General features: G+C 75.2%; 22 protein-coding genes. 12 read left to right on the plus strand and 10 right to left on the minus strand.

The features are described from left to right. Positions 1–26: 26 nt before the first annotated feature. Positions 27–1,400 (minus strand): sugar ABC transporter substrate-binding protein, encoded by a 1,374-nt coding sequence (locus MN205_RS05890; protein WP_242125218.1) that lies wholly within the window; start codon positions 1,398–1,400, stop codon positions 27–29. Between the two features lie 189 nt (positions 1,401–1,589). Here MN205_RS05890 and MN205_RS05895 point away from each other — a divergent pair, with 189 nt between their 5' ends. Next, on the plus strand, positions 1,590–2,546 hold the full coding sequence (locus tag MN205_RS05895; RefSeq protein ID WP_242125220.1) for a sugar-binding transcriptional regulator: 957 nt from the start codon (positions 1,590–1,592) through the stop codon (positions 2,544–2,546). Between the two features lie 547 nt (positions 2,547–3,093). Then, positions 3,094–3,267 carry a hypothetical protein gene (locus tag MN205_RS05900; RefSeq protein WP_242125222.1) on the plus strand — a complete coding sequence of 58 codons (174 nt, stop codon included), beginning with the start codon at positions 3,094–3,096 and terminating at the stop codon, positions 3,265–3,267. A gap of 37 nt (positions 3,268–3,304) precedes the next feature. Here the strand turns inward: MN205_RS05900 and MN205_RS05905 are convergent, their stop codons facing one another. Together MN205_RS05905 and MN205_RS05910 are read right to left on the minus strand one after the other, a co-directional pair. Then, positions 3,305–4,732, minus strand: a complete 1,428-nt coding sequence (locus tag MN205_RS05905) for a hypothetical protein (RefSeq protein WP_242125224.1) — start codon at positions 4,730–4,732, stop codon at positions 3,305–3,307. 222 nt (positions 4,733–4,954) lie between these two features. Further along, positions 4,955–5,488, minus strand: coding sequence for a putative immunity protein (locus MN205_RS05910; RefSeq protein ID WP_374115854.1), 534 nt, complete (start codon positions 5,486–5,488; stop codon positions 4,955–4,957). A 598-nt stretch (positions 5,489–6,086) separates the two neighbouring features. On the opposite strand from MN205_RS05910, the gene MN205_RS05915 reads away from it, so the two are divergent. The 3 genes from MN205_RS05915 to MN205_RS05925 all read left to right on the plus strand — a co-directional run bounded on the left by MN205_RS05915 (position 6,087) and on the right by MN205_RS05925 (position 7,719). After that, positions 6,087–6,332, plus strand: a complete 246-nt coding sequence (locus MN205_RS05915) for a hypothetical protein (RefSeq protein WP_242125228.1) — start codon at positions 6,087–6,089, stop codon at positions 6,330–6,332. A gap of 97 nt (positions 6,333–6,429) precedes the next feature. After that, positions 6,430–7,179, plus strand: a complete 750-nt coding sequence (locus tag MN205_RS05920) for a hypothetical protein (protein ID WP_374115856.1) — start codon at positions 6,430–6,432, stop codon at positions 7,177–7,179. 174 nt (positions 7,180–7,353) lie between these two features. Beyond that, a complete protein-coding gene (locus MN205_RS05925) occupies positions 7,354–7,719 on the plus strand; it encodes a TfoX/Sxy family protein (protein WP_242125233.1) in 366 nt (121 codons plus the stop codon). A gap of 109 nt (positions 7,720–7,828) precedes the next feature. On the opposite strand, the gene MN205_RS05930 is transcribed toward MN205_RS05925, so the two are convergent. The 3 genes from MN205_RS05930 to MN205_RS05940 form a co-directional block, all read right to left on the minus strand. Then, positions 7,829–8,458, minus strand: a complete 630-nt coding sequence (locus MN205_RS05930; protein WP_242125235.1) for a maleylpyruvate isomerase family mycothiol-dependent enzyme — start codon at positions 8,456–8,458, stop codon at positions 7,829–7,831. Between the two features lie 242 nt (positions 8,459–8,700). After that, the gene (locus MN205_RS05935; RefSeq protein WP_242125239.1) at positions 8,701–9,417 is read right to left on the minus strand and encodes a ChbG/HpnK family deacetylase; all 717 of its coding nucleotides are present in this window, start codon (positions 9,415–9,417) and stop codon (positions 8,701–8,703) included. 137 nt (positions 9,418–9,554) lie between these two features. Then, entirely contained in the window at positions 9,555–10,019 is a 465-nt protein-coding gene (locus tag MN205_RS05940) for a hypothetical protein (RefSeq protein WP_242125240.1), read from the minus strand. Between the two features lie 216 nt (positions 10,020–10,235). Here MN205_RS05940 and MN205_RS05945 point away from each other — a divergent pair, with 216 nt between their 5' ends. Both MN205_RS05945 and MN205_RS05950 read left to right on the plus strand, forming a co-directional pair. Then, positions 10,236–10,469 (plus strand): hypothetical protein, encoded by a 234-nt coding sequence (locus MN205_RS05945; protein ID WP_242125242.1) that lies wholly within the window; start codon positions 10,236–10,238, stop codon positions 10,467–10,469. Between the two features lie 605 nt (positions 10,470–11,074). Continuing rightward, positions 11,075–11,956 (plus strand): hypothetical protein, encoded by an 882-nt coding sequence (locus MN205_RS05950; protein WP_242125244.1) that lies wholly within the window; start codon positions 11,075–11,077, stop codon positions 11,954–11,956. Between the two features lie 533 nt (positions 11,957–12,489). On the opposite strand, the gene MN205_RS05955 is transcribed toward MN205_RS05950, so the two are convergent. After that, positions 12,490–13,458 (minus strand): aldo/keto reductase, encoded by a 969-nt coding sequence (locus tag MN205_RS05955; RefSeq protein WP_242125246.1) that lies wholly within the window; start codon positions 13,456–13,458, stop codon positions 12,490–12,492. 181 nt (positions 13,459–13,639) lie between these two features. Between MN205_RS05955 and MN205_RS05960 the strand changes: the two genes are divergently transcribed. Further along, positions 13,640–14,389: a hypothetical protein gene (locus tag MN205_RS05960; RefSeq protein WP_242125248.1), complete on the plus strand. Its 750-nt coding sequence runs from the start codon at positions 13,640–13,642 to the stop codon at positions 14,387–14,389. 46 nt (positions 14,390–14,435) lie between these two features. On the opposite strand, the gene MN205_RS05965 is transcribed toward MN205_RS05960, so the two are convergent. The 3 genes from MN205_RS05965 to MN205_RS05975 are packed head-to-tail and all read right to left on the minus strand — an operon-like array spanning position 14,436 to position 17,860. Then, the gene (locus MN205_RS05965) at positions 14,436–16,187 is read right to left on the minus strand and encodes a glycoside hydrolase family 15 protein (RefSeq protein ID WP_242125250.1); all 1,752 of its coding nucleotides are present in this window, start codon (positions 16,185–16,187) and stop codon (positions 14,436–14,438) included. Then, positions 16,184–17,176: an NAD(P)H-quinone oxidoreductase gene (locus MN205_RS05970; RefSeq protein ID WP_242125252.1), complete on the minus strand. Its 993-nt coding sequence runs from the start codon at positions 17,174–17,176 to the stop codon at positions 16,184–16,186. The genes MN205_RS05965 and MN205_RS05970 overlap by 4 nt, the downstream gene beginning before the upstream one ends. A gap of 9 nt (positions 17,177–17,185) precedes the next feature. Continuing rightward, a complete protein-coding gene (locus MN205_RS05975; protein WP_242125254.1) occupies positions 17,186–17,860 on the minus strand; it encodes a molybdenum cofactor guanylyltransferase in 675 nt (224 codons plus the stop codon). A 158-nt stretch (positions 17,861–18,018) separates the two neighbouring features. On the opposite strand from MN205_RS05975, the gene MN205_RS05980 reads away from it, so the two are divergent. From MN205_RS05980 to MN205_RS05995, 4 genes are all read left to right on the plus strand, one after another. Then, a complete protein-coding gene (locus tag MN205_RS05980; protein ID WP_242125256.1) occupies positions 18,019–20,982 on the plus strand; it encodes a sensor histidine kinase in 2,964 nt (987 codons plus the stop codon). A 135-nt stretch (positions 20,983–21,117) separates the two neighbouring features. Then, entirely contained in the window at positions 21,118–21,564 is a 447-nt protein-coding gene (locus MN205_RS05985; protein ID WP_242125258.1) for a roadblock/LC7 domain-containing protein, read from the plus strand. Between the two features lie 7 nt (positions 21,565–21,571). Next, positions 21,572–21,964, plus strand: a complete 393-nt coding sequence (locus MN205_RS05990; protein ID WP_242125260.1) for a DUF742 domain-containing protein — start codon at positions 21,572–21,574, stop codon at positions 21,962–21,964. Continuing rightward, positions 21,945–22,574: an ATP/GTP-binding protein gene (locus MN205_RS05995; protein ID WP_255818114.1), complete on the plus strand. Its 630-nt coding sequence runs from the start codon at positions 21,945–21,947 to the stop codon at positions 22,572–22,574. Before MN205_RS05990 ends, MN205_RS05995 begins: the two co-directional genes overlap by 20 nt. Positions 22,575–22,608: the final 34 nt, after the last annotated feature.

Genomic DNA, 22,608 nt, shown 5'->3' on the forward strand with positions numbered 1-22,608 from the left:
GGTGAGCGGCGGGGCGGCCGCTGGGGTCACTGCTGGTAGACCTGGGTCACCTGCTCCTCGGCGACCCGCTGCCCCTGGTTCAGGGCGTCGGTGACGGACGTCTGCCCCGCGATCGCGGAGCTGACGAACTGCGAGACCTGCGTGGCCATCGCGGCGAACTCGGGGATCGCGACGAACTGGATGCCGGGTGCCGGTCGCGGCTGCACGCCCGGGCTCTGCGGGTCGGCGGCCAGGATGGCGTTCCGGGTGGCTTCGTAGAAGGGACCTGCCTGCTCCTGGTACTGCGGGTTCTCGTAGGTGGAGCTGCGCTTGCCGGCGGGCACCCTCGCCCACCCGAGCTCCTCGCCGACGAGCTCCTCGTAGCCCTGGCTGGACGCCCAGGAGATGAACTCCCACGCGTCCTCCTTGTTCTGCGACGCCTCCTGGATGCCCCACGCCCACGTGTACAGCCACCCGGAGGAGTCGGTCTCGACGACCGGCGCGGCGACGTAGCCGATCTTGCCCGCGACCGGGGAGCCCTCGGCCTCCAGGGAACCGGCGGCGGAGGTGGCGTCGTACCACATCGCCACGTTGCCCTGGGTCATGTTGTTCAGGCACTCGGTGAAGCCGGCCTGCGGGGCGCCGGCCTCGCCGTGGGCGCGCACCAGGTCCACGTAGAACTGGGTGGCCTCCGTGAACTCCGGCGAGTTCACCTTCGCGGTCCAGTCCTCCTCGAACCAGGTGCCGCCGAAGGTGTTGACCACCGTGGTCAGCGGGGCGAAGACCTGGCCCCAGCCCGGCTGGCCGCGCAGGCAGATGCCGCGCATCCCGGGCTGGACGTTGTCGACCCGGGCCGCGAGGTCGGCGACCTCCTGCCAGGTGGGGTTGTCCGGCATCGTCAGCCCGGCCTGCTCGAAGACGTCCGTGCGGTACATCAGGAACGAGGACTCTCCGTAGAACGGCTCGGCGTACACGGAGCCGTCCTCGCCGGTCAGGGAGGACTCCATCGCGGGCAGGATGTCGTCCTGGTCGAACTCCTCGTCGCCGGCGAGGTACTCGTCCAGCGGCGCCAGCCAGTCGTTCTGCGAGTAGAACGGCACCTCGTAGTTGGAGATCGAGGCGACGTCGTACTGCCCGGCCTGGCTGGCGAACTCCTGGGTGATGCGGTCGCGCACGTCGTTCTCGGGCAGCACGGTGTAGTTCACCGTGATGCCGGTCTCCTCGGTGAAGCGCGGGGTGAGCTCCTGCAGGTCCACCATCTGCGGGTTGTTCACCATGATGACGTTGATGCTGCCGCCCGCGCCGTCCTCGCCACCCCCGCCGGCGCTGCCGCCCCCGCCCGCGCCGGAGCAGCCGGCCACCAGGAGCGCTCCGCTGAACGCCGCCGCCAGTGCCGCGCGCCGCGTCTGACCTCCGACCATCGTGCCCTCCGTGTCTTCGTCGACAACTCCCGGCCGTGGCCCGCTGCGGGCCCGGCGGGTGGTGCACCTCTGCGCTCATCTGAGCGGTAGAGTCTCAGGTGTGCGATAGTGGCGCTCCCGGCGCGCCCCTGTCAACCCGCAGCGCGGTCCGCCGGGGTGCCCGGGACCGGCGAGGACGAGGAGGACCCCATGGCGAAGGCGCCGGCACGCGGCGCGAGCACGAGCGGACTGGCCCTGGCCGCCGCCGTGGCGCAGCGCTTCCACGTCGAGGGGCAGACGAAGGTCGACATCGCCCGCGACCTCGGCATCAGCAGGTTCAAGGTGGCGCGGTTGCTCGCCGACGCCACCGACGCGGGCCTGGTGCAGATCCGCGTGCTCGTCCCCCCGTCCCTGGACGGGGAGCTGGGGGAGGCGCTGCGCGCCCGCTTCGGGCTGCGCGCCGCCTACGTCGTGCGGGCCGACGGCGAGCCCGTCACCGCGCAGCGGCGCGCCGTCGCGCAGCTCACCGCCGGGCTGCTGGAGGAGACCGTCCTGCCCGAGGACGTCGTCGGCCTCGCCTGGGGCCGCACCGTCTCGCAACTCGTCGCCGCCCTGTCCACGCCGCTGCGCACCCGCTTCGTGCAGCTCGCCGGCGCCCTGCCCCGCCCCGACGTGGAGGGCAGCGCCGTCGACCTCGTGCGCCGCGCCGCCGAGGCCACCGGCTCCACCGCGGCCACGTTCTACGCACCGCTGGCCGTCCCCGACGCCGCCACCGCCGACAGCCTGCGCTCGCAACCGGAGATCGCCCGCGCGCTGGCCGAGCTGGACACCCTCACCCGCGCCGTCGTCTCCGTCGGCGCCTGGCTGCCGGGGGAGTCCACCGCCCTGGACTCCCTCGACGACGGCACCGCCGCACGGCTCGCGCGCGCCGGTGCCGTCGCCGAGATCACCGGTGTCCTCGTCGGCGTCGACGGCGGCGAGGTCACCGGCCTGGCCGACCGGGTGATCGGCGTGACGGGCGAGCAGCTGCGCCGCGCGGGGGACGTGCTGGCGATGGCCTGCGGGCAGGGGCGGGTCCCCGCCACGGCCGCCGTGCTGCGCAGCGGCCTCGTGTCCACCCTCGTCACCCACGCCGAGCTGGCGCGGGAGCTGCTGCGCCTGCCGTGAGCGGCACGAGGGGCGGGTGGTACCCGATCCCCCAGCGCTCGTCGCAGTGCACGGCCGCCTCGGTGCGCACCCCCACCAGCCCGTCGCGCTCGAACCCGCCCGAGCGAACGCCCTCGGCCATCACCACCAGCAGGACCGCGAGCACCACCGAGCCCCACACCGCTGGGACGACAGCCCCGACCGGCGCGCGCTCCACCTCGGCGGTGGATGACCGACAGCCTCAGCCTCACACGCAGGCGTGCCCGCCGTGCGCCAGCGACGAGGCCAGCGGCCAAGCACCTCGCCTCGGCCCCTCGCACCTCACGTGCACGCCCCGCACGGCCGCTGGGTCCGCACCTCGCAGGCACGGACCCACCCCCGCTCCACGGTGACGGCTGCGGCGATGACGCCTACGGTGGACGAGATCGCGCACCCGCGGATCACGGTCGGGGCACGCGTGGACGCAGCGCGGCCGCCGCGGCGAGCACGAACGCGGGAACAGGTCAGCGGGCACCGTCCCGGCTGCGTCGAGGACGACCGCAGCTGCACCGAGGGAGGGAACGAGACCGTGCTGCACAAGGCCCTCGCCACCCTGCTGGTGCTGGGTGGTGCGATCTGCCTGTCGCTGCTGCTCTTCGCGCACCCGCAGGCGCGAACCGGCATCGTGCTGGCCGCGCTGAGCGGAGCCGCGATCGTGTCCGGCAACTGGCTGCGGCGCTCCACCCAGCACCACCAGCGCTGAAGACGCCCTCAGTGCCGCGACGACGTCCTGGCGCGCTTCACCGCTCTGCCGATGTTCCTGCTCGGCGTGTGGGGGCAGTCGTGATCGAGACGCACGAGCACCTCTGATCGAGGTGGCCGGACCAGCCCGACGTCGGTGTCCCAGCGGGCCGGATCGACTGCGCGGTCATCACCGTGGCGCGGAGCGGCGCGCTCAGGCTCGGTGGGCCCTCGACCTCGACGTCGCCCCTGCGTCGACGAGCAGCCTCCGTCCGCCGCCTGCTCGACCCCTCACCACGCGTCGAGGACGCCGTCCCGGGCGTGCTCGGCCGCAGGCAGGAACCCCACCTCCAGGGAGTCCGCGAACTGCGCGTCCACGTACTGCGGCTCCACCTGCCGCCCCAGCTCGTCGAAGAGCGGCACCAGCAACCGCAGCCGCACTCCGGGGCGGGCTCCAGCGGCCAGCAGTGCTCACCCACCTCCACGCTCCCGCCAGGCAGCAGGGTCGTGCGGGAGCCGTCCCGGGGATCCAGCAGCAGCACGTCCACCACTCGCCCGCGCTGGTGCTGCGGCGCGGTGCGTGGCCCGCGGGTCACCGTGAGCGCAACGCGTCCACCCACCGGGCAGATCACTCCCACGGAGCCGTCGCCCAGGTCCCAGGAGGCCACGACGTTGCCCGCACCCGATCCCGAGGCCACCCGCGCGGTCACCGCCATCCGCTGCCACAGCGGGCCGTTCACCGGCAACTGCGGTGAACTCTCGACGTACCAGTCCACGCCCGGCGTGCGGGCAGCGGGGCCCTGCCCCTCGAAGTGCTGCCCGTGCACCGCCATCGGATCGGGCACCGGCGGTGGCGTGAAGCCCGGGGGCAGCGCGAACTGATCACCCAGCAGCTGCGGCGGGTCCACCTGCCACGGGATGCGGTACCAGCGCGTGTTCCGGTTCACCCGGTCCACGTCCGACTCCCAGCGCCGCACGCTCCAGGTGTCGGCGACCGCGCCCACCAGCAACCCCCGCTCGTCGGCCTGCACGCGCTGCACCCCGCGGTCCATCGCCACCACGTCGACGACGCCGTCGCTGCCCACCCGCCGCAGTTCCCCGAAGCCGAGGAAGCTGCCGGGTCTCTCGCCGGTGCGCACGTGCTCGTCCTCCGGCGGCGGGGTCGTGCACCAGGCCACCCCCGGCCCGCACGCGGCCAGCCGCTGACGCGCGAGCTCCCCGCCGACCCACCCCGCCGCCGCCACCCCGCCGGTGTCGATGCGCACCACCGGGCCACCCGCGGCGTGCTGCACCCACAGCGAGGTGCCGTCCCCCAGCACGGTGGAGCCCCAGGTGTGCACCGGCCGCGGCGGTACCTGCGGCCAGGAGACGATGCGGCGCACCGCCGCGGTGCCGGGATCCAGCACCGCGGCGACCGGCTGGACGGCGTCCACGGCCCACAGACCGGAGTCCAGCTCGATCAGCCACCCCGGCTGCAGCGCCCGCACCCGCTGATCATCGCGGCGGCCCCGCGGCGCTGTCCACGGCCTCGCGTGGTCGACCGAGCTGGAACGCGGTCGCGTCGCGCGTGGTGTGCCTCGGCCGTGGACGGGCGGTGTCGGCCCCCCGAACGCCGGGGTGCTGCGGTGACCCGCTGCAGCTCCTCCAGCGCCCGTCCACGACGTGGTGCGGGGTGCGACGTCGGGCGTCGATCGGCAGTGCCCGGGTCCTCAGGCCGGTCGTCGGTGGCTGTCGCAGTCCGAGAACGCTGACCAGCAGATGTCGTCGCGCCGGAGCTGGTCGTCCAGGACGAGCTGGCGGACGGGCTCCGGGAGCTGGACGCGCTGCCAGTCCCGTTCGGCCCGGCCCGCGTCGGGATCGTCGCCTCGCGCGCTGCGGGCGGCCTTGATCGCGTACGCCGCGGCGCCGAGGTCGTGCTCGGCGACGTGACCGACGCAAGCGGCCTGCCCAGCCGAGCACGCCGCGAAGCGGGCTGCGCCGGACAAGGGCCTGGCAGCGCCCATCGCGTGTCCACCTGCCGCGCGTGCCCGCATCATCGACACCTCCCCGCGCGCCCAGGCGCGGGCGGCGGCGATCGCGTCCCGTGGCCGTGAGTCGTGCGGCTGCTCGCGCTCGAAGCGGTCGAGGACGTGCTCGGCGCACGCGGCGGCCCACAGGGCGAGCAGCCGGTGGTGGTCGTCGCTCAGCGTGCCGCCTCGACGGACGGTCACCATGCGGGGGTCACGCACCTCGGGCAGGATCACCGCGGTTCCGCCCCTCGGTCGACGAGGACGACGGTGTTGGGCACGCGGTGAGACTGGCAGAACCGGACGCCGCGGTCGAGTGCTCGCCGATCCACCGGACACGCCGCCCTGCGGGTTCGATCACGGCCGGCCGCGCCGGCGCCCGCTCGTGCCGATGTCGTGACGTCCCCACCCCGTGGTGATCCTGCGAGGTCGAGAGCTCAACCGTGCAAGATCCCCACGGAGTGGTGGACGGTCTCGCTGCACGCCGTCGCCGACACGCCTGAGAGGTGACGACCCGTCCCGGCGTGTTCGCCCTCGTCTGCAGCACCGCTGTCCGCCGAGGGTTCGAGCGCACGGAGACGGTGTTGGCCAGGACGTCGCCGACCGCCCGGATCTGCCGATCTGCGGGCGTCCTGAGCGGGTGCGACGCTCCTGCTCCATCCCGGATCAGGCGGCCCCTGCTGCGGGAACGCTTCACGAGCTGAGGCGCAGCTCCTGCAGCGGGTCACCGCCACCAACCGGGGGACGGCTCTGCAGGCACGCCGGCAAGCGTAGACGCGGACACGGGCCGCTCCACCGGTGCAGGCCCACCCCGCGCAGGCGGCGACCGTCGACCGTGCAGGCTCACGGCCCGCTGCTGCTCAGCGAAGCACCCGGCATCCGCGCCGAACTGGACCACGTCCAAACCCACGCCCACCCGGCCGGGCTGGTGCTGCACCTGGACCTGCCCGCCGACGGCGTGCCCGCCGAAGCGGCCCAGCGGCAACTGCTCGACCAACCCCGTGAACCCCTGGACGCGGAGGGCGGTGCGACGACCACTCGGTCACGTCGTCCTGCGCGCGCGAGCACGGAGCTGACGTGAACCGCTCGCTCGTGCCGCCGATCGCGCACCTGCTCGAGCCGCGTGGCCGCAGGACGTGCGGGCCTCGCCGCACGACACCGACCATGACCGGGTGAGCATGGACCTGTGCACCGACACCGCAGCAGCGGCCTGGCTCCGTGACGACCCTCAGCCGTGGAACCGCCTGGTCAGCCTGGGACCGGCCGGGTTCCCCGCCTACGCGCGGCTGCGCTTCCTGCCCGATCCCACCCGCCCCGGACAGAGCGAGGGCGACGCCGGCGACCCGCTCGTGCAGGTCTCGGAGACCGAGCAGCTGCGCCGCGCGGTCGACGTCCTGGCCGCGTTCACCACCACACCGGGCGAGTGCTTCTTCCTGCTGTGGGACGGCTGGGGCCTGCACCCTGCCGCTCCCGGCCACCCCGCGCACGACGACCGGGGCACCTGGCCGCGCCTGCCCGGCGGCCCGGACACCGACAGCGGCCGTCGCCGCCTCGACGACGGCGCCCCGCTGCTGCACGAGCCCCCGGCCGGGTTCGAGCCGGGCCTGCAGCCGCGATCGGCGCACCCCGGGGCGCCGCAGGAGCACCCGGCGCAGGTGCGCCTGCCGAACCGGGACTACCACCTCTTCGTCGGCGGCACCGGCGACGTCGGCGACTGGGGCCCGGAACTGCCGCTGGGTCCCAGCGGCCACGCCCCCGATCCGGCGTTCGTCTGGCCCGCCGACCGCGCCTGGTGCCTGGTTCGCGACGTCGACCCGCACTACGCGGGCATCGGAGCCGCCCCGCAGGCCGTCGACGCCCTGGTGCACCACACCGGCCTGGACGTCGTGGTCGCCGACCCGACCCGGGAGCAACCCCACTACCGGTGAGCAGTGCCGTGGCCGACTTCGACGAACGGTCCGCTCACCGCGTGAAGCGGCACGCCCGGTCGTGGCGGAACATCGCGTGGTCTTGCCGAGAAGCGGGTGACGCGCTCTTCGATCACCAGCACAATGCCGAGGGCCCGAGCAGCCATCGGGTCGTCAACGAGAGGAGCGCTCGTCGTGCCCTGCAACACGCAGGTGGCGGACCGCGTCCGCGCCGCGCTGACCGGTCGCGAGGTCCGCGAGGTCGAGATGTTCGGCGGACTGGCCTTCATGGTGGATGAGCGGATGCTCGTCTGCGTCTCCGCCGGTGGGTCCGACCTGCTCGTCCGGGCCGCACCCGACAGCGACGCCCAGCACCTGCGGAAGTCCGGGGCCCGGCGAGCCGAGATGGGCAGGGGACGCTCGATGGGCCCCGGGTGGATCACGGTCGACGCAGAGGTCCTCGCCGCGCAGGAGGACTTCGCGTACTGGATGCAGGCGGCCTCGGCCTTCCACGCGCAAGGCTCGGGCACGAAGCAGCGACCGAAGGCCACGACGACCTAGGACGACCTGGGACCAGGACGAGGCGAGCCTCTCCGCACGCCCCGAAGGGGAGGACACCCCGGGACGCAGCACGTACGCAGCGCGTCGAGCCACCGCCGGCCCGGCGTTCTCAGCCCGGCACGATCCGGCGGCGCAAGACGGGAACTCCCTCGCCGGCGAGGGAGTCGAGCGCCGCGCCTCGACCGGTACTGGCCAGCAGCAGCACCTGAGCGGTGCCGCGGACCACCGGCCCGCTGCCGTGGGCGAAGTCGATGTCGTCGGCTTCGAGACGCAGTCCGGTCAACGCTCCCTCGGGGACCAGGCCCGCCGGGGCGGTCACGAGGAACGTCAGCGCCTCCTGCAGCCGCGGTGCGGGGACGTCGCGGTGCAGGCCCAGCGGCCAGCGGATGTCCAGGCCGTGGACCAGCACGTCGACCAGCGGCGCCTGCGGGCCCGCTCCGGGTGGGGTGAAGCGCGTGCCGGCCCTGCGGGCCAGCACCTGCACCAGTTCGGCGAAGGGGCGCTGCGCCAGTCGTCGGGTCACCCGCTCGTTGGCCCGGTCGAACCGGCCGCCGGCGGCGAGCACGGCCAGAACCAGGCGGGGAGCGCTCACCTCCAGGGGCATGACCAGGTGCGCGAGGACGTCGTGGACGCTCCAGGCCCGGCACAGGCTCCTGGCGGCCTGCTGCTGCGGGGTCAGGTGGGCGAGCTGTTCGGCCAGGGCCCGCCGCTCGTCGGCGATCTCCTCGAAGACGTCCACGGGACTGATCGTGGCAGTGGGCGCCCCACCGGGGGAGGGGGCGTTGCGTGAGCCTTCCTGCGCCCCCTCGACCAGGCCGGTCCCCCAGCGTGGGGGCCGGGCCCCACCCGGCGCCGTGGAGGTGTTCACGCTCACGGCGCGGGCCGCGCGCTCGTGCCGATCCGCGGTTGGTCGTGACGAGGCGCGAGCCCGGCAGCCGGCACGGGGTGGAGGAGTGGAGCCTGCGCGCACGAGAGGCCGACTCACTGCTCGCGGGTCGCTCCGGCAGCGTTCCACACCTCCCGCGACGGTCGGTGGTCCAGGACGACGATGCCCTCCTCCTCGAGCACCTCACGAGCCCGGGGCGAGAGGAGGAAGTCGTGGTCGGAGCGGCGCACCGCCCACCCCAGGTCGGCCTCGGCCGCCGTCTCCGGCCCCACCGCCGGGTGCACCGCCCACTCGCTCAGGCCCGCCGGCAGCTCCCGCAGCAGCTGCAGGTACCGCTCGGCCTCGCCGTCGACGTCGAGGGCGAAGCTGTCGACGAACTCGTGGTCGAGCACCGGCAGACCGCGCCGGCGCGCGGCGCTGCGCGCCGGATCCAGCCACACCCTCGCGGCCAGGCCGTGCTCGTCGACCAGGGACGGCACCTGCGCCGGTGCGCTGATCGGTGCCCACCGGTGGGCCGGGCCGTCACGGGTGAGGGTCAGGTGGATGCCGAAGGGCACTTCGGGCGCGGCCCGCAGCAACCGCAGCGCCTCGCCGGCCGCCGGGCAGGGCACCACCAGGCTGGTCGAACTGGCCACCCCCTGCTGCACCGCGGCCGAGACCGTGGCGTTGATCGAGGGGTGCGTGCCCAGGTCGTCGCAGTTGAGGATCAGGACGCGGGCGTCGGCGGGCAGGCCCAGCAGCTGCACTGATGAGGACGTCGACGAGGAGTCGGGGTGGTCGCCGGCTGCGGGCGTCGCTCCGGTGCGGTTCACGGCTCCTGACGGCACTACGACACAGGCCCATCGTCGAACGACTTACCGCTCACGACGCGCCGAGTGCGCGACCGGCGGTTGCCCACGGCGGCTCACGTGCCCTGCCGGGGCAGATCCCCGCAGCCAGCCCCGGCCACCTAGACCACACCCGCCGGGTGACCGTCCTCATCGACCGCCTGCGGGGCCGCGGTCTTCGCCGAGCCGATCCAGACACCACCGGCGTAGACGCGCACTCCACCCGAAGGCACCTCCGCCTGCAAGATCCCGCCCACCGGCACCGAACCGGACGCCACCACCTCCTGACCCAGGCGCACCTCGATGCTCACCTGCGCCCCTTCGGGGTGCTCCGGCGACGGACCGACGCACGCGGCCACGTCCTGCCGCTGCACCGTCTGCGGCTGCTCACCGCAGCCTGGCGCCAGCACCACGGCACCGGCCAGAACGATCCACCTCACCCACGCCTGCACCACTCCACCCGAGGACGCCCTGCCGTCGACGAGTCGCCCGCTCACCGCCGAGCTGGTCGGGACCAGTTCGCGCAGCCGGCCCAGGCGGGCGTTGCGGCTCTCATCACCGCGAGAGACCTGGCCAACCTCGTCCACGGACGTCCCCTCCTGCGCTGGGACACCGAGCCCGAGCAGCGCACCAGGAGGACGTCTTCGCGACAAGGCCCCCGCGGGGCCTCCGCCCGACCTGGTGCGGCTCGCGGAACGGATCACCACGCCGCCGCCCGCTCGCTCTCGACCAGGCCGGCGACCTCGCGCCTCGGTCGAGTCGAGAACGTTGCGCTGGAAGGGGTGCGTGAGCACGATCGACCCGTGACGATGCACCGTTGGCCGCCCGCGCTGCCCCCGGACGAGCTGGGAGCCGTCGTGCACGGGCCGGTCGTCCTCGCCCGCGCGACCGGCATCGTCGCCGGTCTCCGCTGCGTCTTCGCCCACACCGGCGGGCTCCTGCTGCCCGTGGTGCTGCGCGCCGGCGGCGTCCAGGCCGAAGCCGCGGCCCGGCAGACCTTCAGCCGCCTCCACGAGCGGGTCCTGCCGCTGCTCTGACGATCTCGCTCTCCTGGCGCCCGGCGTGCGCGATCGTGGTCGGCCGGTGGACGTCCGCCTCTGCCGATGAGCGAGCACTGGCCATCCGGGGTGGGAGCGTCGCTCACCGCCCTGGACCGAGGAGGTGGACGAGGAGGAGAGTGCACGGACGGGCGTCCGGTGCGTCCCGGCTCGATCGGAGGAGCGGGCATCGTGAGTGGGGGCCAGGCGGTCGAACGCACCGGTGCGCAGGACCCGCGTGACCCCAGGCAGCGCTACCGCGCCCTGCCCGAGCCGATCCGCCTCGTCGACGTGGTCGAGACCCAGGAGTCCCAGCCCGTCCCCGACCCCACGGCAGGTCGTGACCCCGAGCGGGATTCATGCTCCGCTACGTGTGAGAGGACGGGCACGGCCCTCGACGACGCGCAGGACGCTACCGGCCGCCCTCTCACCGCCGTCGCGACCGCACGTGGCGCTGACGCAGCGCGCACCCCCGGAGTTCTGATCCTCCAGGTGCGACCGGGCACCCGTCGAACCGCTCGACTCCTGCGCTCCGTGTCGCACGGAACACCCCCGACGCCCGCTCGGCCGTGCTCCTCGGGCGGCCGCCGCGGGATGCTGGTGCTGTGAGCGCGACCGGGCTGAGCGGTGGGCCCGCAGGGGAGCTGACCGCGCGGGGGCGTACCGACGGGTTCGGCACCGGGGCGCTGCGCTGGTGGCGGCGCCTGGGTGGTGCGGGGGTGGTGGCGCTGCTGGCCCTGGCGTTCGGGGCGCTGGCCACCGGTGAGGACGGCACCGACCGCGACAGCGGTTTCTGGGCGCTGATCGTGCTGGCCTGCACGTACGCCGGGGTGCCGCTCTCGCGCCTGGTCAGCGGTGTCGCGCACGGCGCGGCGCTGGTGGCCCGGCACGCGCTGGCCGGTGCCGGGCTGGGCCTGGTGTCGGCGGTGGTGCTCGACGTCGCCTTCCACAGCGACGACGTGGGCTCGGTGCTGCTCGTCCCGCTGCTGATCTGCCTGCCGGCCGGTGCCCTGGTGGGGGCGGGCACGGCGGTGCTGGCGCTGCTGGTGCCGCGCCGCGCCGCCGTGGGGCTCGCGCTGGTGGGGGTGGCGGCCACCGCCGCGCTGGCGTGGCTGACCTTCCGCCCCGCCGCGCCGTACGACCTGTTCGCGGTGGACGCCACCCCGGAGGTGGCCGCCGCCGGCGGTGCCACCGGGCTGGCCGAGCGCACCCGGGAAGCCGTTCAGGACGCCGGCGCCGGGCAGGACCTGCGCACCGCGACGGTCTGGCGGGGCGCCGGCGAGCAGGTCACGGCGGGGCTGGGCCCGTCACGACCGCACCTGAGGTTCACCCCCACCGAGGACCTGGCGGTCTCCCGGGCCGGCGGGCAGGCGGTGCGACTGATCACCGTGCGGGTGCGTGGGCAGAGCGCGGCGTGCGTGGTGGTCGACGCAGGCGCGACCGACGTGCTGGACGGCGCCTGCGACGACCTGGACCCGGTGCGCTGAAGACCTGGTGCGTTGAAGACCCGGTGCGCTGAGCGCCTTCGGCGGCAGGAGCAGCCCCAGCGCGTCGACGAGGTCCTGACGCGACAGCTGCACCGTCACGCTGACGCTGGAGAGCGCCACCACGTCCCCGCCGGGTTCCTCCCGCGGGCGGCGCACCACCGCGCCCGCGTCCTCCTGGGAGGTGCGTGCACCCCGCCACGAGGAGGTCGTCGTCGAACCGCGCAGCGGTCCGGCGCCCCGGGTGGCCGGGGCGCCGGTGGCAACCTCTGCCGGGGTGCCGGCGCAGCGCGGTGGGAAGAGGCGTGGGCCACCGCGAAACCCTCATCGCCGTGGCCGGGGACCGCTCGGCCGACCGGGAGGTCCGCGAGGTCGAGGTGTCCGGCGGGCTGGCTCCCGCGGTGGACGAGCGGGTGCTCGTCCGCGTCTCGGCGGGTGGCGGCGACCTCCTCGTCCGGGTGGCGCCGGGCAGCGACGCCCAGCTCCTGCAGCGGTGTCCAGGCCGTTCCGCTCACCACCGGACCCTGCCGTGCGCCCTAGAACCCCGCGACCTCGTGCGGCTCGTACGGCGCCTCCAGCTCGGCGACCTCCTCGGCGGTGAGTTCCAGCTCCAGCGCCGCCACGGCGTCGTCGAGGTGGTGCGGCTTCGTCGCGCCGACGATCGGGGCGACCACCACGGGGTTGCGCGCCACCCACGCCAGCGCCACCTGCGCGCGCGGCACCCCCCGGCGCTCGGCGACCCGCGCCACCGCCGCCACGACCTCCGCGTCGGAGTCGCGGTACAGCTTCTTGCCGAACTCGTCCTGCTCGGAGCGGTTCGTCGTGGTGTCCCAGTCGCGGGTCAGCTTCCCGCGCGCCAGGGGGCTCCACGGGATGACGCCGACGCCCTCGTCCGCGCACAGCGGCAGCATCTCGCGCTCCTCCTCGCGGTAGAGGAGGTTGTAGTGGTCCTGCATGGTGGCGAACCTCGTCCAGCCGTTCGCGTCCTGCAGGTGCAGGGCCTTGGCGAACTGCCACGCCCACATCGACGAGGCACCGATGTAGCGGGCCTTGCCGGCCTTCACCACGTCGTGCAGCGCCTCCAGCGTCTCCTCGACCGGCGTGGCGGGGTCCCAGCGGTGGATCTGGTAGAGGTCCACGTGGTCGGTGCCCAGCCGGCGCAGGCTGTTGTCGATCTCCGTGAGGATCGCGTGCCGCGACAGGCCGGCGCCGTTGGGACCCGGGCGCATCCGCCCGTGCACCTTCGTGGCGATGACGACCTCGTCGCGGGGCACCTGCTTCAGGAGGACGTTCCCGAGGATCTCCTCGGAGGAGCCGTTCGAGTAGACGTTGGCGGTGTCGAAGAAGTTCACGCCGGCGTCCAGCGCCTTCCGCAGGAAGGGAGCGCTGTCCTCCTCCGGCAGGGTCCAGGGGTGCCCCCCGCGGTCGGGGTCGCCGTAGCTCATGCAACCGAGGCAGAGGCGCGAGACCTCCAGGCCGGTGGAACCGAGCTTCACGTGGTCCATGGCGGCGATCCTGCACCCGTCCGTCCGCGCGCGCCCCTCGTCGCGGTGGACGTGGGCCCCGGAAAGTCCTTGCCAGGAGGCAACTCGTGCAGGACGCCACGCGTCTACGGGGGTGACGGCGTCCCCGGAGCGGGCCGGCGCACCACCCGGGGACGAGGAACCGATCAACCGGAGGACCACCGTGAACCGCACCACCAGGACCACCGCCCTCGCCGCGACCGCTCTCGCCGCCCTCGCCGCGACGGGGGCCGCCCCCGCGGCCGCCGCCCCCGCCTCCGCGGCCGCCGCCTCCGCGGCCGCCGTTCCCACCGGTGCTGCGGCGGCCCCCGCCGCGATCCGCTTCGCGCCCGGCGCGACCTCCGCCGGCGTCTCCGGGCACCTCGCCGCCGGCGGGCGCGAGAGCTACGTCTTCCGCGCCCGCGCGGGCCAGAGCGCGCTCGTGCGCCTCACCGGCAGCGACCCCAGCACCCGCTTCACCCTCGTCGCCCCCGACGGCAGCCCGCTGCACACCCAGGCGACCGAGGCGCAGGACCGGGTGGTGGTGCCGCTGCCCGCCGACGGCACGTACGTGCTCGACGTGCTCACCACCTCGGCCACCGACTACACCCTCGACCTGGCGCTGCCGGTCCCGATCCGCTTCGCGCCGGGGACCACCAGCGCCACCGTGCGCGCCGACCTCGCCGCCGGCGCCCACCGCCAGCACGCCTTCGAGGCCCGGGCCGGGCAGAGCGCGCAGGTGGTGTTCGACCACGGCGCCGCCGGCAGCCGCTGGACGCTCGTCGCCCCCGACGGCAGCCCGCTGCACACCCAGGCCACCGAGGTGCAGGACCGGGCGGAGGTGCCGCTGCCCGCCGACGGCACCTACCTGCTCACCGTCCTGACGGACCAGCCGGACCGCGTCTCGCTGCGGCTCACCATCCCGGCGGCCTGAGCCGCCCCCCGCGGTTCGCCCCGCCCCTGCTCGGCGGGGCCTCGGATCAGGTGCCCAGCCGGACGGAGCTGTGCAGCAGGGCCGCGTGCACGAACGCCTGCGGCAGGTTCCCGCGCAGCTGCCGCTGCTGCACGTCCCACTCCTCCGCCAGCAGCGCGGCCGGGCCGCACGCGGCCCGGTTGCGCTCGAAGAACCGGAACGCCTCCACGTGCTGCCCGTCCGCGTGCAGCGCCTCCGCCAGCACGAACCCGCACAGCAGGAACGCACCCTCCGTCGAGCCCAGCGGCATCGAGTCGGGGGAGTAGCGGTACACGTGGTGGTCCACCACCAGGTCGCGCCGCACCGCCGTCAGCGTGGCCCGGTGCCTGGGGTCGTCCAGCGGGGTGGCGCCCAGCAGCGCCGGGCGCAGCAGCGCCGCGTCCACCCCCGGCTGGCCCGGGCTGCGCTGCCAGCGCCCCTCGTCCGGGTGCAGGCAGCGCCGCGACGTCTCCGCGAGGATCGCGTCCGCCAGCGTGGCGGTGCGCACCGCGTCCTGCGCCGGCGCCACCGCGGCGACGGAGCGCAGCCCCGCCACGCACTCCAGCCGCGAGTGCGCCCACCAGTCCGGCTCCAGCTCCCAGATGCCGGCCTCCGGTTCCCGCCAGCGGCGCTCGACCGCCGTCACCGCCACGTCCACCGCCCGCCACCCGTCGGCGTCCAGCCGGTCCTGCCGGATCGCGGCGCCCAGCAGCTGCAGCACCGTGCCGAACACGTCCAGCTGGAACTGGTCGCGCACGTGGTTGCCGACGACGTCCCAGCCGCCCGGGTAGCCCGGCAGGCCCGTGCTGCGCTCGGACGGCACCGGGGCGCCGTGCACCGTGTACGCCGGCGCCAGGTGGTCGCCGTCCGCGAGGACCCGCTGCACCACGAAGCTCACCAGCGTGTCGAACAGCGGGTACGGGCCCCCGCACGCCGCCATCGCCAGCCCCGCGTAGCACTGGTCGCGCACCCACGCGTACCGGTAGTCGTAGCTGCGGCCGTTGTCGGCGTGCTCCGGCAGCGACGTCGTCGCCGCCGCCACCATGCCGCCGTCGTCGGACGTCAGGCCGCGGATCACCGCGTAGGAGTGCCGCGCCTCCACCGGCGCCACCGAGTGCGCGACGTCCGGCACCGCCGAGCGCCACGTGTGCATGGTCGACGCCCACGCCCGCTCGGCGTCCACCGGCTCCGGCAGGTCCGCGTCGCTCACCTCCAGCACCAGGTCCGCGCACCCGCCGGCCGGCACCCGCAGGGGCCCGCTGAGCACCCCGTCCCGCACGTCCGCGTCCGGCAGGCCCGTCAGGCGCACCCGCAGCCCGTCCGTGCGCGCCGTCCAGCGGCCGTCGTCGTCGCGCCGCAGCCCCCGCAGCGCCCGGGTGCCGAACCGGGCCCGCAGGTCCAGCAGCACGTCGACCTCGGCGTCGCCCTCGACGGCGCGCACCTGCCGCAGCAGCACCGCCCGGTGCGGGTCGCTCGGCATCGCCATCGCGTCCCGGCACTCCACCGTGCCGTCGCCGCGGCTGGTCCAGCGGTGCCGGAAGACGAGCGTGCCCTCCTCGTACCAGCCGCCCCACACGAACGGGTGCGACGGCGTGACCGCGAACAGCCCGCGCCCGCCCAGCAGCGAGGCGATCACCGCGTCGTCGTGCCAGTCCGGGGCGCACATCCACGCCACGTCCCCGCGCGGGCCGACCACCGCCCCGCGCGCGCCGTCCGCCACGAGCGCGTAGTCGCGCAGCACCTGGGGCGGGAACCGCGCGGCCAGGTCCTCCGGCGTCACGCCGCGCCCCGCGCCCCGGTGGTCAGCAGCAGCTTGCCGACGTGGGCGGAGGACTCCATCACCTCGTGGGCGCGGGCGGCGTCGGCCAGCGCGAACCGCTCGTGCACCACGGGCCGCACCGCGCCGTCGGCCACCAGCGGCCACACGTGGTCGCGCACGCCGGCGACGATCGCGGCCTTCTCCGCCGCCGGGCGCGCCCGCAGCGTCGTGGCGTGCACGGAGGCCCGCTTGGCGAGCAGCCGGCCCAGGTCCAGCTCCGCGCGGGCACCGCCCTGCGTGCCGATGACGACGAGCCGCCCGCCCGTGGCGAGGACGTCGACGTTGCGCGCCAGGTACGGCCCGCCGACCACGTCGAGGACGACGTCCGCGCCGGCCGGCTCGAAGGCCCGCACCGCCTCGGCGAAGTCGTCCTCGCGGTAGTTCACCAGCAGTTGCGCGCCCAGCTCCGCGCAGCGGGCCAGCTTGCCCGCCGACCCGGCCGTCACCGCCACCCGCGCGCCCACCGCCCGCGCCAGCTGCACCGCCATCGTGCCGATGCCGCTGGAACCGCCGTGCACCAGCAGCAGCTCACCCGGGCGCAGCCCCGCCAGCGTGAACACGTTGCTCCACACCGTCGCGGCCACCTCCGGCAGCGCAGCGGCGTCCACGACGTCCACGCCCGCCGGCACCGGCAGCAGCTGCCCGGCCGGCACCGCGACCCGCTCGGCGTACCCGCCGCCGCCCAGCAGCGCGCACACCTCCTCGCCCACCCGCCAGCCGGTCACGCCGTCGCCGAGGGCCGCGACCCAGCCGGAGACCTCCAGGCCCGGGTGCGGCGGCGAGCCCGGCGGGGACGGGTACCGGCCCGTCCGCTGCATCACGTCGGCGCGGTTCACGCCCGCCGCGGCCACCTCGACGACCACCTCGCCGGGCCCCGGCTCCGGGTCCGGCAGCTCCACCAGGTGCAGGGCCCCCGGGCCCCCGGGTTCCTCCACGGTCACGGCGCGCACGCCGCGACACTACGTCCGGGGCGCGCCGCCCGCCCCCGCACCACTGGCCCCGGGACCGGCCAGCAGCGCCCGCGCCCGGGCCAGGTCCTCGGGCACGTCCACGTCCAGGTGCTCGTGCGCCTCCAGCGGCACCTCCACCACCCGGGCCCCGCGCGCGCCGAGCAGCTCGCGCACGGGCCGGCCCGCCACGACGGGCAGCGACGCCACCACGGCCCTCGCGTGCGCGCGCCGGTACGCCGACAGCAGCGGCTGGCGCCGCCCCGAGGCGTCCACACCCACGGCCGCGTCCGCGTCGCCCGCCAGCGCCTCCAGCAGCCGCGGCACCGCCGACGCGGCGAACGGCTGGTCCCCGCCCAGCAGCACCACCGGGCAGCCGGCCCCGGGCGGGACGCCGGCGTCCAGCGCGGCCAGCCCGGCGGCGAACCCGGCCAGCGGCCCACCCCCGGGTGGTTCCTCCCGCACCGCCGGCACCCCCGCGACCCGGTCCGGGCCGACGAGCACCACCGGCCAGCACGGCGTCAGGTGCGCCAGCAGGTGCCGCAGCACGTCGCTCGACCCCAGCGGGGCCGCGAGCTTGTCGGCGCCGGCGGCGCGCGCCGCGAACCGCGTCCCGCCACCACCGGCCAGCACCACCACCGCGGCAGCCGCCCTGCCGGCGGGCGGTGCCGCCGGAACTCCCCGCACCCCTGTCCTCCAGTCGACACGCCGCCCGCTGATGGTCCGAACGGGCGGTTCCACCCCCCGACCGCTCACCCTCGGCTCCCCGCCACCCGATCCGACAGGTGTCTGCTCGAGCACCGGTGAGCCCTCTCACCGCTCACCATCGCTTACGGAAGGTTGACATGCTGCGGAACCTGAGCATCAGAGCGAAGCTGCTGGTCCTCCTCGCGGTACCACTGCTGCTCCTCATGAGCGCTGTCGCGGCCATCGACACGGACTCCATCCTGGAGGCGGACGAGGAGCGCGACCTGGCGAACTACGTCGGGATCTCCACGGAGTACGACGCGGTCCTGCACGCCATCCAGGAGGAGCGCCTGCTCACCGTCCAGTACGTGACGGTGCCGAGCGACGAGCTGAAGGCGCAGGTCGACGCGGCTCGCGCCACCACCGACTCCACCATGCAGGCCGCGACGGTGGCCGCCGAGGAGTCCGGCGTCGAGTTCGACGAGGGCACCAAGGCCGTCGCGGTGGAGAACCTCTCCGCCGCCGCCTTCAACACGCTGCCGCAGCTGCGCGCGGCCGTGGACGACCTGCGCACCACCCCGTTGAACGCCTTCGAGCTCTACAACGGCGTCTACGGCGCCGTCGCCGACCTGACGATCGCGGTCGCCGACGACTCCCCGATCCGCGACCTGGCGACCCGCCTGGCCGCCACCGGGTACCTGCACCGCGAGATCGACCAGATCGCCCAGGAGCAGCTGGCCGGCCTGATGGTGCTGCGCGGCACCGCCGGCACCGAGGTGCGCAACCTGCGCCTGAACGCGATCAGCCAGCAGGACTACTTCGACGCGCAGGTCCGCGACCGCCTGGGCGAGGAGGGTCTCTCGATCCTCGACGGCGCCCTGACCACGTCGGCCGCCACCAGCGCCGTGGCGTACGTCAACCAGGACCGGAACCTGTTCGACGCCGCCATCTCCGGCTCGCCCAGCCTGAGCGAGGAGGACTGGACGGCGCACTCGCAGGGCCTCATCGACGCCTACCACGTGGCCACCGACCAGATCATCGCCTCCGCCGCGGCCGAGGCCGACGAGCGCGCCGACGAGGTGCTGCGCAACGTCCTGGTCATCACCGTCGGCAGCCTCCTGGTGCTCGTCGCCGCGGCCGTCCTCGGCGTGCGCACCGCCCGCAGCATCGGCACCCGCCTGCGCGCCCTGTCCGCCGCCGCCACCGAGGTGCGCGACGAGCTGCCCCGCATGGTGGAGCGCATGCAGACCCCGGGCGAGGGCCCGGGCGTGGAGTTCACCCCGCTGACCGTCACCAGCACCGACGAGATCGGCCAGGTCGCGCACGTCATCAACGACCTGAACGAGACCACGTTCCGCATCGCCGGTGAGCAGGCCGCCCTGCGCGCCTCCATCGCCGAGATGTTCATCAACGTGGCGCGCCGCGACCAGGCGCTGCTGGCCCGCCAGCTGTCCTTCCTGGACCAGCTGGAGCGCACCGAGGAGAACCCGGACACCCTCGAGGACCTGTTCACCCTCGACCACCTGGCCACCCGGATGCGGCGCAACGCCGAGTCCCTGCTCGTCCTGGCCGGCATCAACACCGGCCGCCGCCTGCGCCGCCCGCTGCCGCTGTCGGACGTCATCCGCACCGCGGCCGGCGAGATCGAGCACTACGACCGCGTCGACCTGTCCCTGCAGGTGGACCCGCCGGTCGTCGGCCACCTGGCGCTGTCCCTGTCGCACCTGCTCGCCGAGCTGCTGGAGAACGCCACCAGGTTCTCCGACCCCGGCACCCGCGTGGTCGTCGCCACCGCGGAGAGCGCCCGCGGCATCGAGGTGGCGATCACCGACACCGGCCTCGGCATGAGCGAGGAGGAGCTGCGCACCGCCCGCGAGCGCATCGACGGCGGCCGCGCCAGCGAGTTCGTCGGCGCGCAGCGGCTCGGCTTCTACGTCGTGGGCCGCCTGGCCGCCCGGCTGGACCTCGAGGTCGACTTCCGCTCCGGCGAGGGCGCGGGCACCACGATCACCGTGCTGCTCGGGTCGGCGGTGTTCACCCCGGGCAGCGTCTCCGCGGAGGTCCCCGACCTGCCTGCCGCCGAGCCCGCGGCCCTGCCTGCCGCCGAGCCCGCGGCCGGGGCGATGGTCCTGCCCCCCGCCGGGCCGGTGGCCGCAGGCCCCGACTCGATCGTCCGCAACCCGCTCGCCGCGGACGGGGTCGGCGGCGCCCTGTCGGCCACGCTGGAGGAGTCGGCCGCCCGCGCGGCCGGCGAGGCCGGCGTCGCCGCCCCCGCGCCGCAGGTGAGCCGCACCGGCCGCAGCCTGCCCACCCGCCGCAAGCCCACCCGCGGTGCGGGCGCGGACGAGGCCCGTGCGGCGGCCCCGGCGGCCGAGCCGGCGGCCGAGCCGGCGGCCGAGCCGGCCTGGCAGCCGGTGTCCGCCCCCGACCCCTCGGCGGGCACGGCCCCGGCGATGCCCAAGCGCGAGCGCAAGGCGGAGGCTCCCGCCACGCTGACCGCGGCGCAGGACATCCTGCCCCGCGCCGGCCGCAAGCCCCGCCCGGTGCGCGACTCCGCCACCCCGCCCAAGACGGCGGCCGAGGCCTTCTGGACCTCCCGCCGTCGCGCGGCGGAGCCCGAGGGTGCGGAGCGCCCTGCTCCCGCCCCCGCCCCCGCTCCGGCTCCGGCTCCGGCTCCGGAGGAGACCGCTCCCGCGGCTCCGCAGGAGAGCGTCGCCGCAGCCGCCGGGACGGCCCCGCTCGTCCCGTCGCCCGCGCCGTCGCCCGAGGCCGCCGTCGACGAGGCGCCGGCCGCGGTCCCGGTCGCCCGCACCGTCGGCGACACGATGCGCCAGCGCAACGTGCTCGCCGCCGAGGCCCTGTCCGCGCTCACCGAGGGCCAGGCCTTCAGCCCGGCGATGAGCGGCGGCTCCACGCCGCTGGTGCGCCGGCAGGCCGGTGCCACGCCGGCCGCGGCCAAGCCGGCCCCGGCCCGGCCCGCGGCCGCCCGCCAGCGCCGTGCTCCCGCGGACGTCCGCTCGATGCTGTCCGGCTTCCAGGCCGGCGTGTCCCGCGGCCGCGCCGAGGGCGACCCGGCCCCGGCCGTCCGCCCCGCCACCGGGGACGCCGGTGACCGCGCCTGATCGTTCCCGCGGCTCCCGTCCGGGAGCCGCGNNGTGGGCGCGCGCCCACCCGCACCGCCACCCCGATGACCACATCGACCACCACCCCGACCGCACGGCGAACGTACGGACCACTCCGAGAAGAGGAACCCCACTGTGACCGCGCTTAGCTCCGAGGCCGCCGACTTCAGCTGGCTCCTCGACAACTTCGTCCGCAGCACCCCCGGTGTGCAGCACACCGTCGTCGTGTCCGCCGACGGCCTGCTCATGGCCATGTCCGACCAGCTGCACCGCGAGGCCGGCGACCAGCTCGCCGCCATCGTCTCCGGCGTCTCCAGCCTCGCCCGCGGCGCCGCCCGCCAGCTGGAGTCCGGCGAGGTGCGCCAGGCCATCATCGAGATGGACGACTCGTTCTTCTTCCTGGTGAACGTCTCCGACGGTTCGGTGCTGGCCGTGGCCGCCGAGTCCGGCTGCGACGTCGGCCTCATCGGCTACGAGATGGCCATGCTGGTGCAGCGCTTCGAAACCGTCCTGACCCCGCAGCTGGTCTCGGAGATGCGGGCCGCGCTGCCCACCTCCTCGCCGGCCGGCGCCCGGTGGTGACAGCGACATGACAGCAGCAGGCAGCGCGGACCTCTGGTCCGACGACGACGAGGACGCCGAGGAGTTCACCGTCCGGCCGTACACGGTCACCGGTGGGCGCACTCGCCCCACGAACAGCGACCTGCCGGTCGAGGCGCTCGTGGAGGCCCTGGGGGAGCCGGAGATCGGCATGACCCCCGAGCGGCGCAAGATCCTGGAGCTCACCAGGACGTCCTACCTGTCGATCGCGGAACTGTCCGCCCACGTGCACCTCCCGGTCGGCGTCGTCCGCGTCGTGGTGAGCGACCTCGCCACCTCCGGCAAGATCCGCGTCCACGGCCTCACCCTGGCCACGTCCCCCCAACCCGCGACCACCATCAGCGTCCTGGAGAGTGTTCTCAATGGCATTTCCTCGCTCTGACGTGAGCGCCCCCGCGCCAGGCGCCGCCGCCGGGGGGACCGCCACGGAGCCCACCGCCCCGCCCACCGTCGTCAAGATCGTCGTGGCCGGCGGGTTCGCCGTCGGCAAGACGACCTTCATCGGGTCCATCTCCGACATCGAGCCGCTGCGCACCGAGGCGGCCATGACCGAGCACTCGGTCGGCGTCGACGACGCCGGCCTGAACTCGGACCGCAAGACCTCCACCACCGTCGCCATGGACTTCGGCCGCATCGCCCTGCCGGGCAACCTGTGGCTGTACCTGTTCGGCACCCCCGGCCAGGACCGCTTCCTGTTCATGTGGGACGACCTGGTCAAGGGCGCCATCGGCGCGGTCGTGCTGGTCGACACCGACCGCCTCGACCAGTGCTTCCCCGCCGTGGACTACTTCGAGTCCCGCGGCATCCCCTTCGTCGTCGCGGTCAACTGCTTCGACGGCGTCGCCCAGCACGACCTGGACTCCGTGCGCGAGGCGCTCGCGGTGCCGGACCACGTGCCGCTCGTCTACACCGACGCGCGCAGCAAGGCCGCGACCAAGCACAGCCTCATCACGCTCGTGCAGACCGCGCTGGCCCGCCTCAACGCCGCCTGAGCAGGCCGTCGGCCGGCCGTCCCGACGCCGCGGG

This window comes from Kineococcus sp. TRM81007 (assembly GCF_022669155.1).
GTDB lineage: Bacteria > Actinomycetota > Actinomycetes > Actinomycetales > Kineococcaceae > Kineococcus.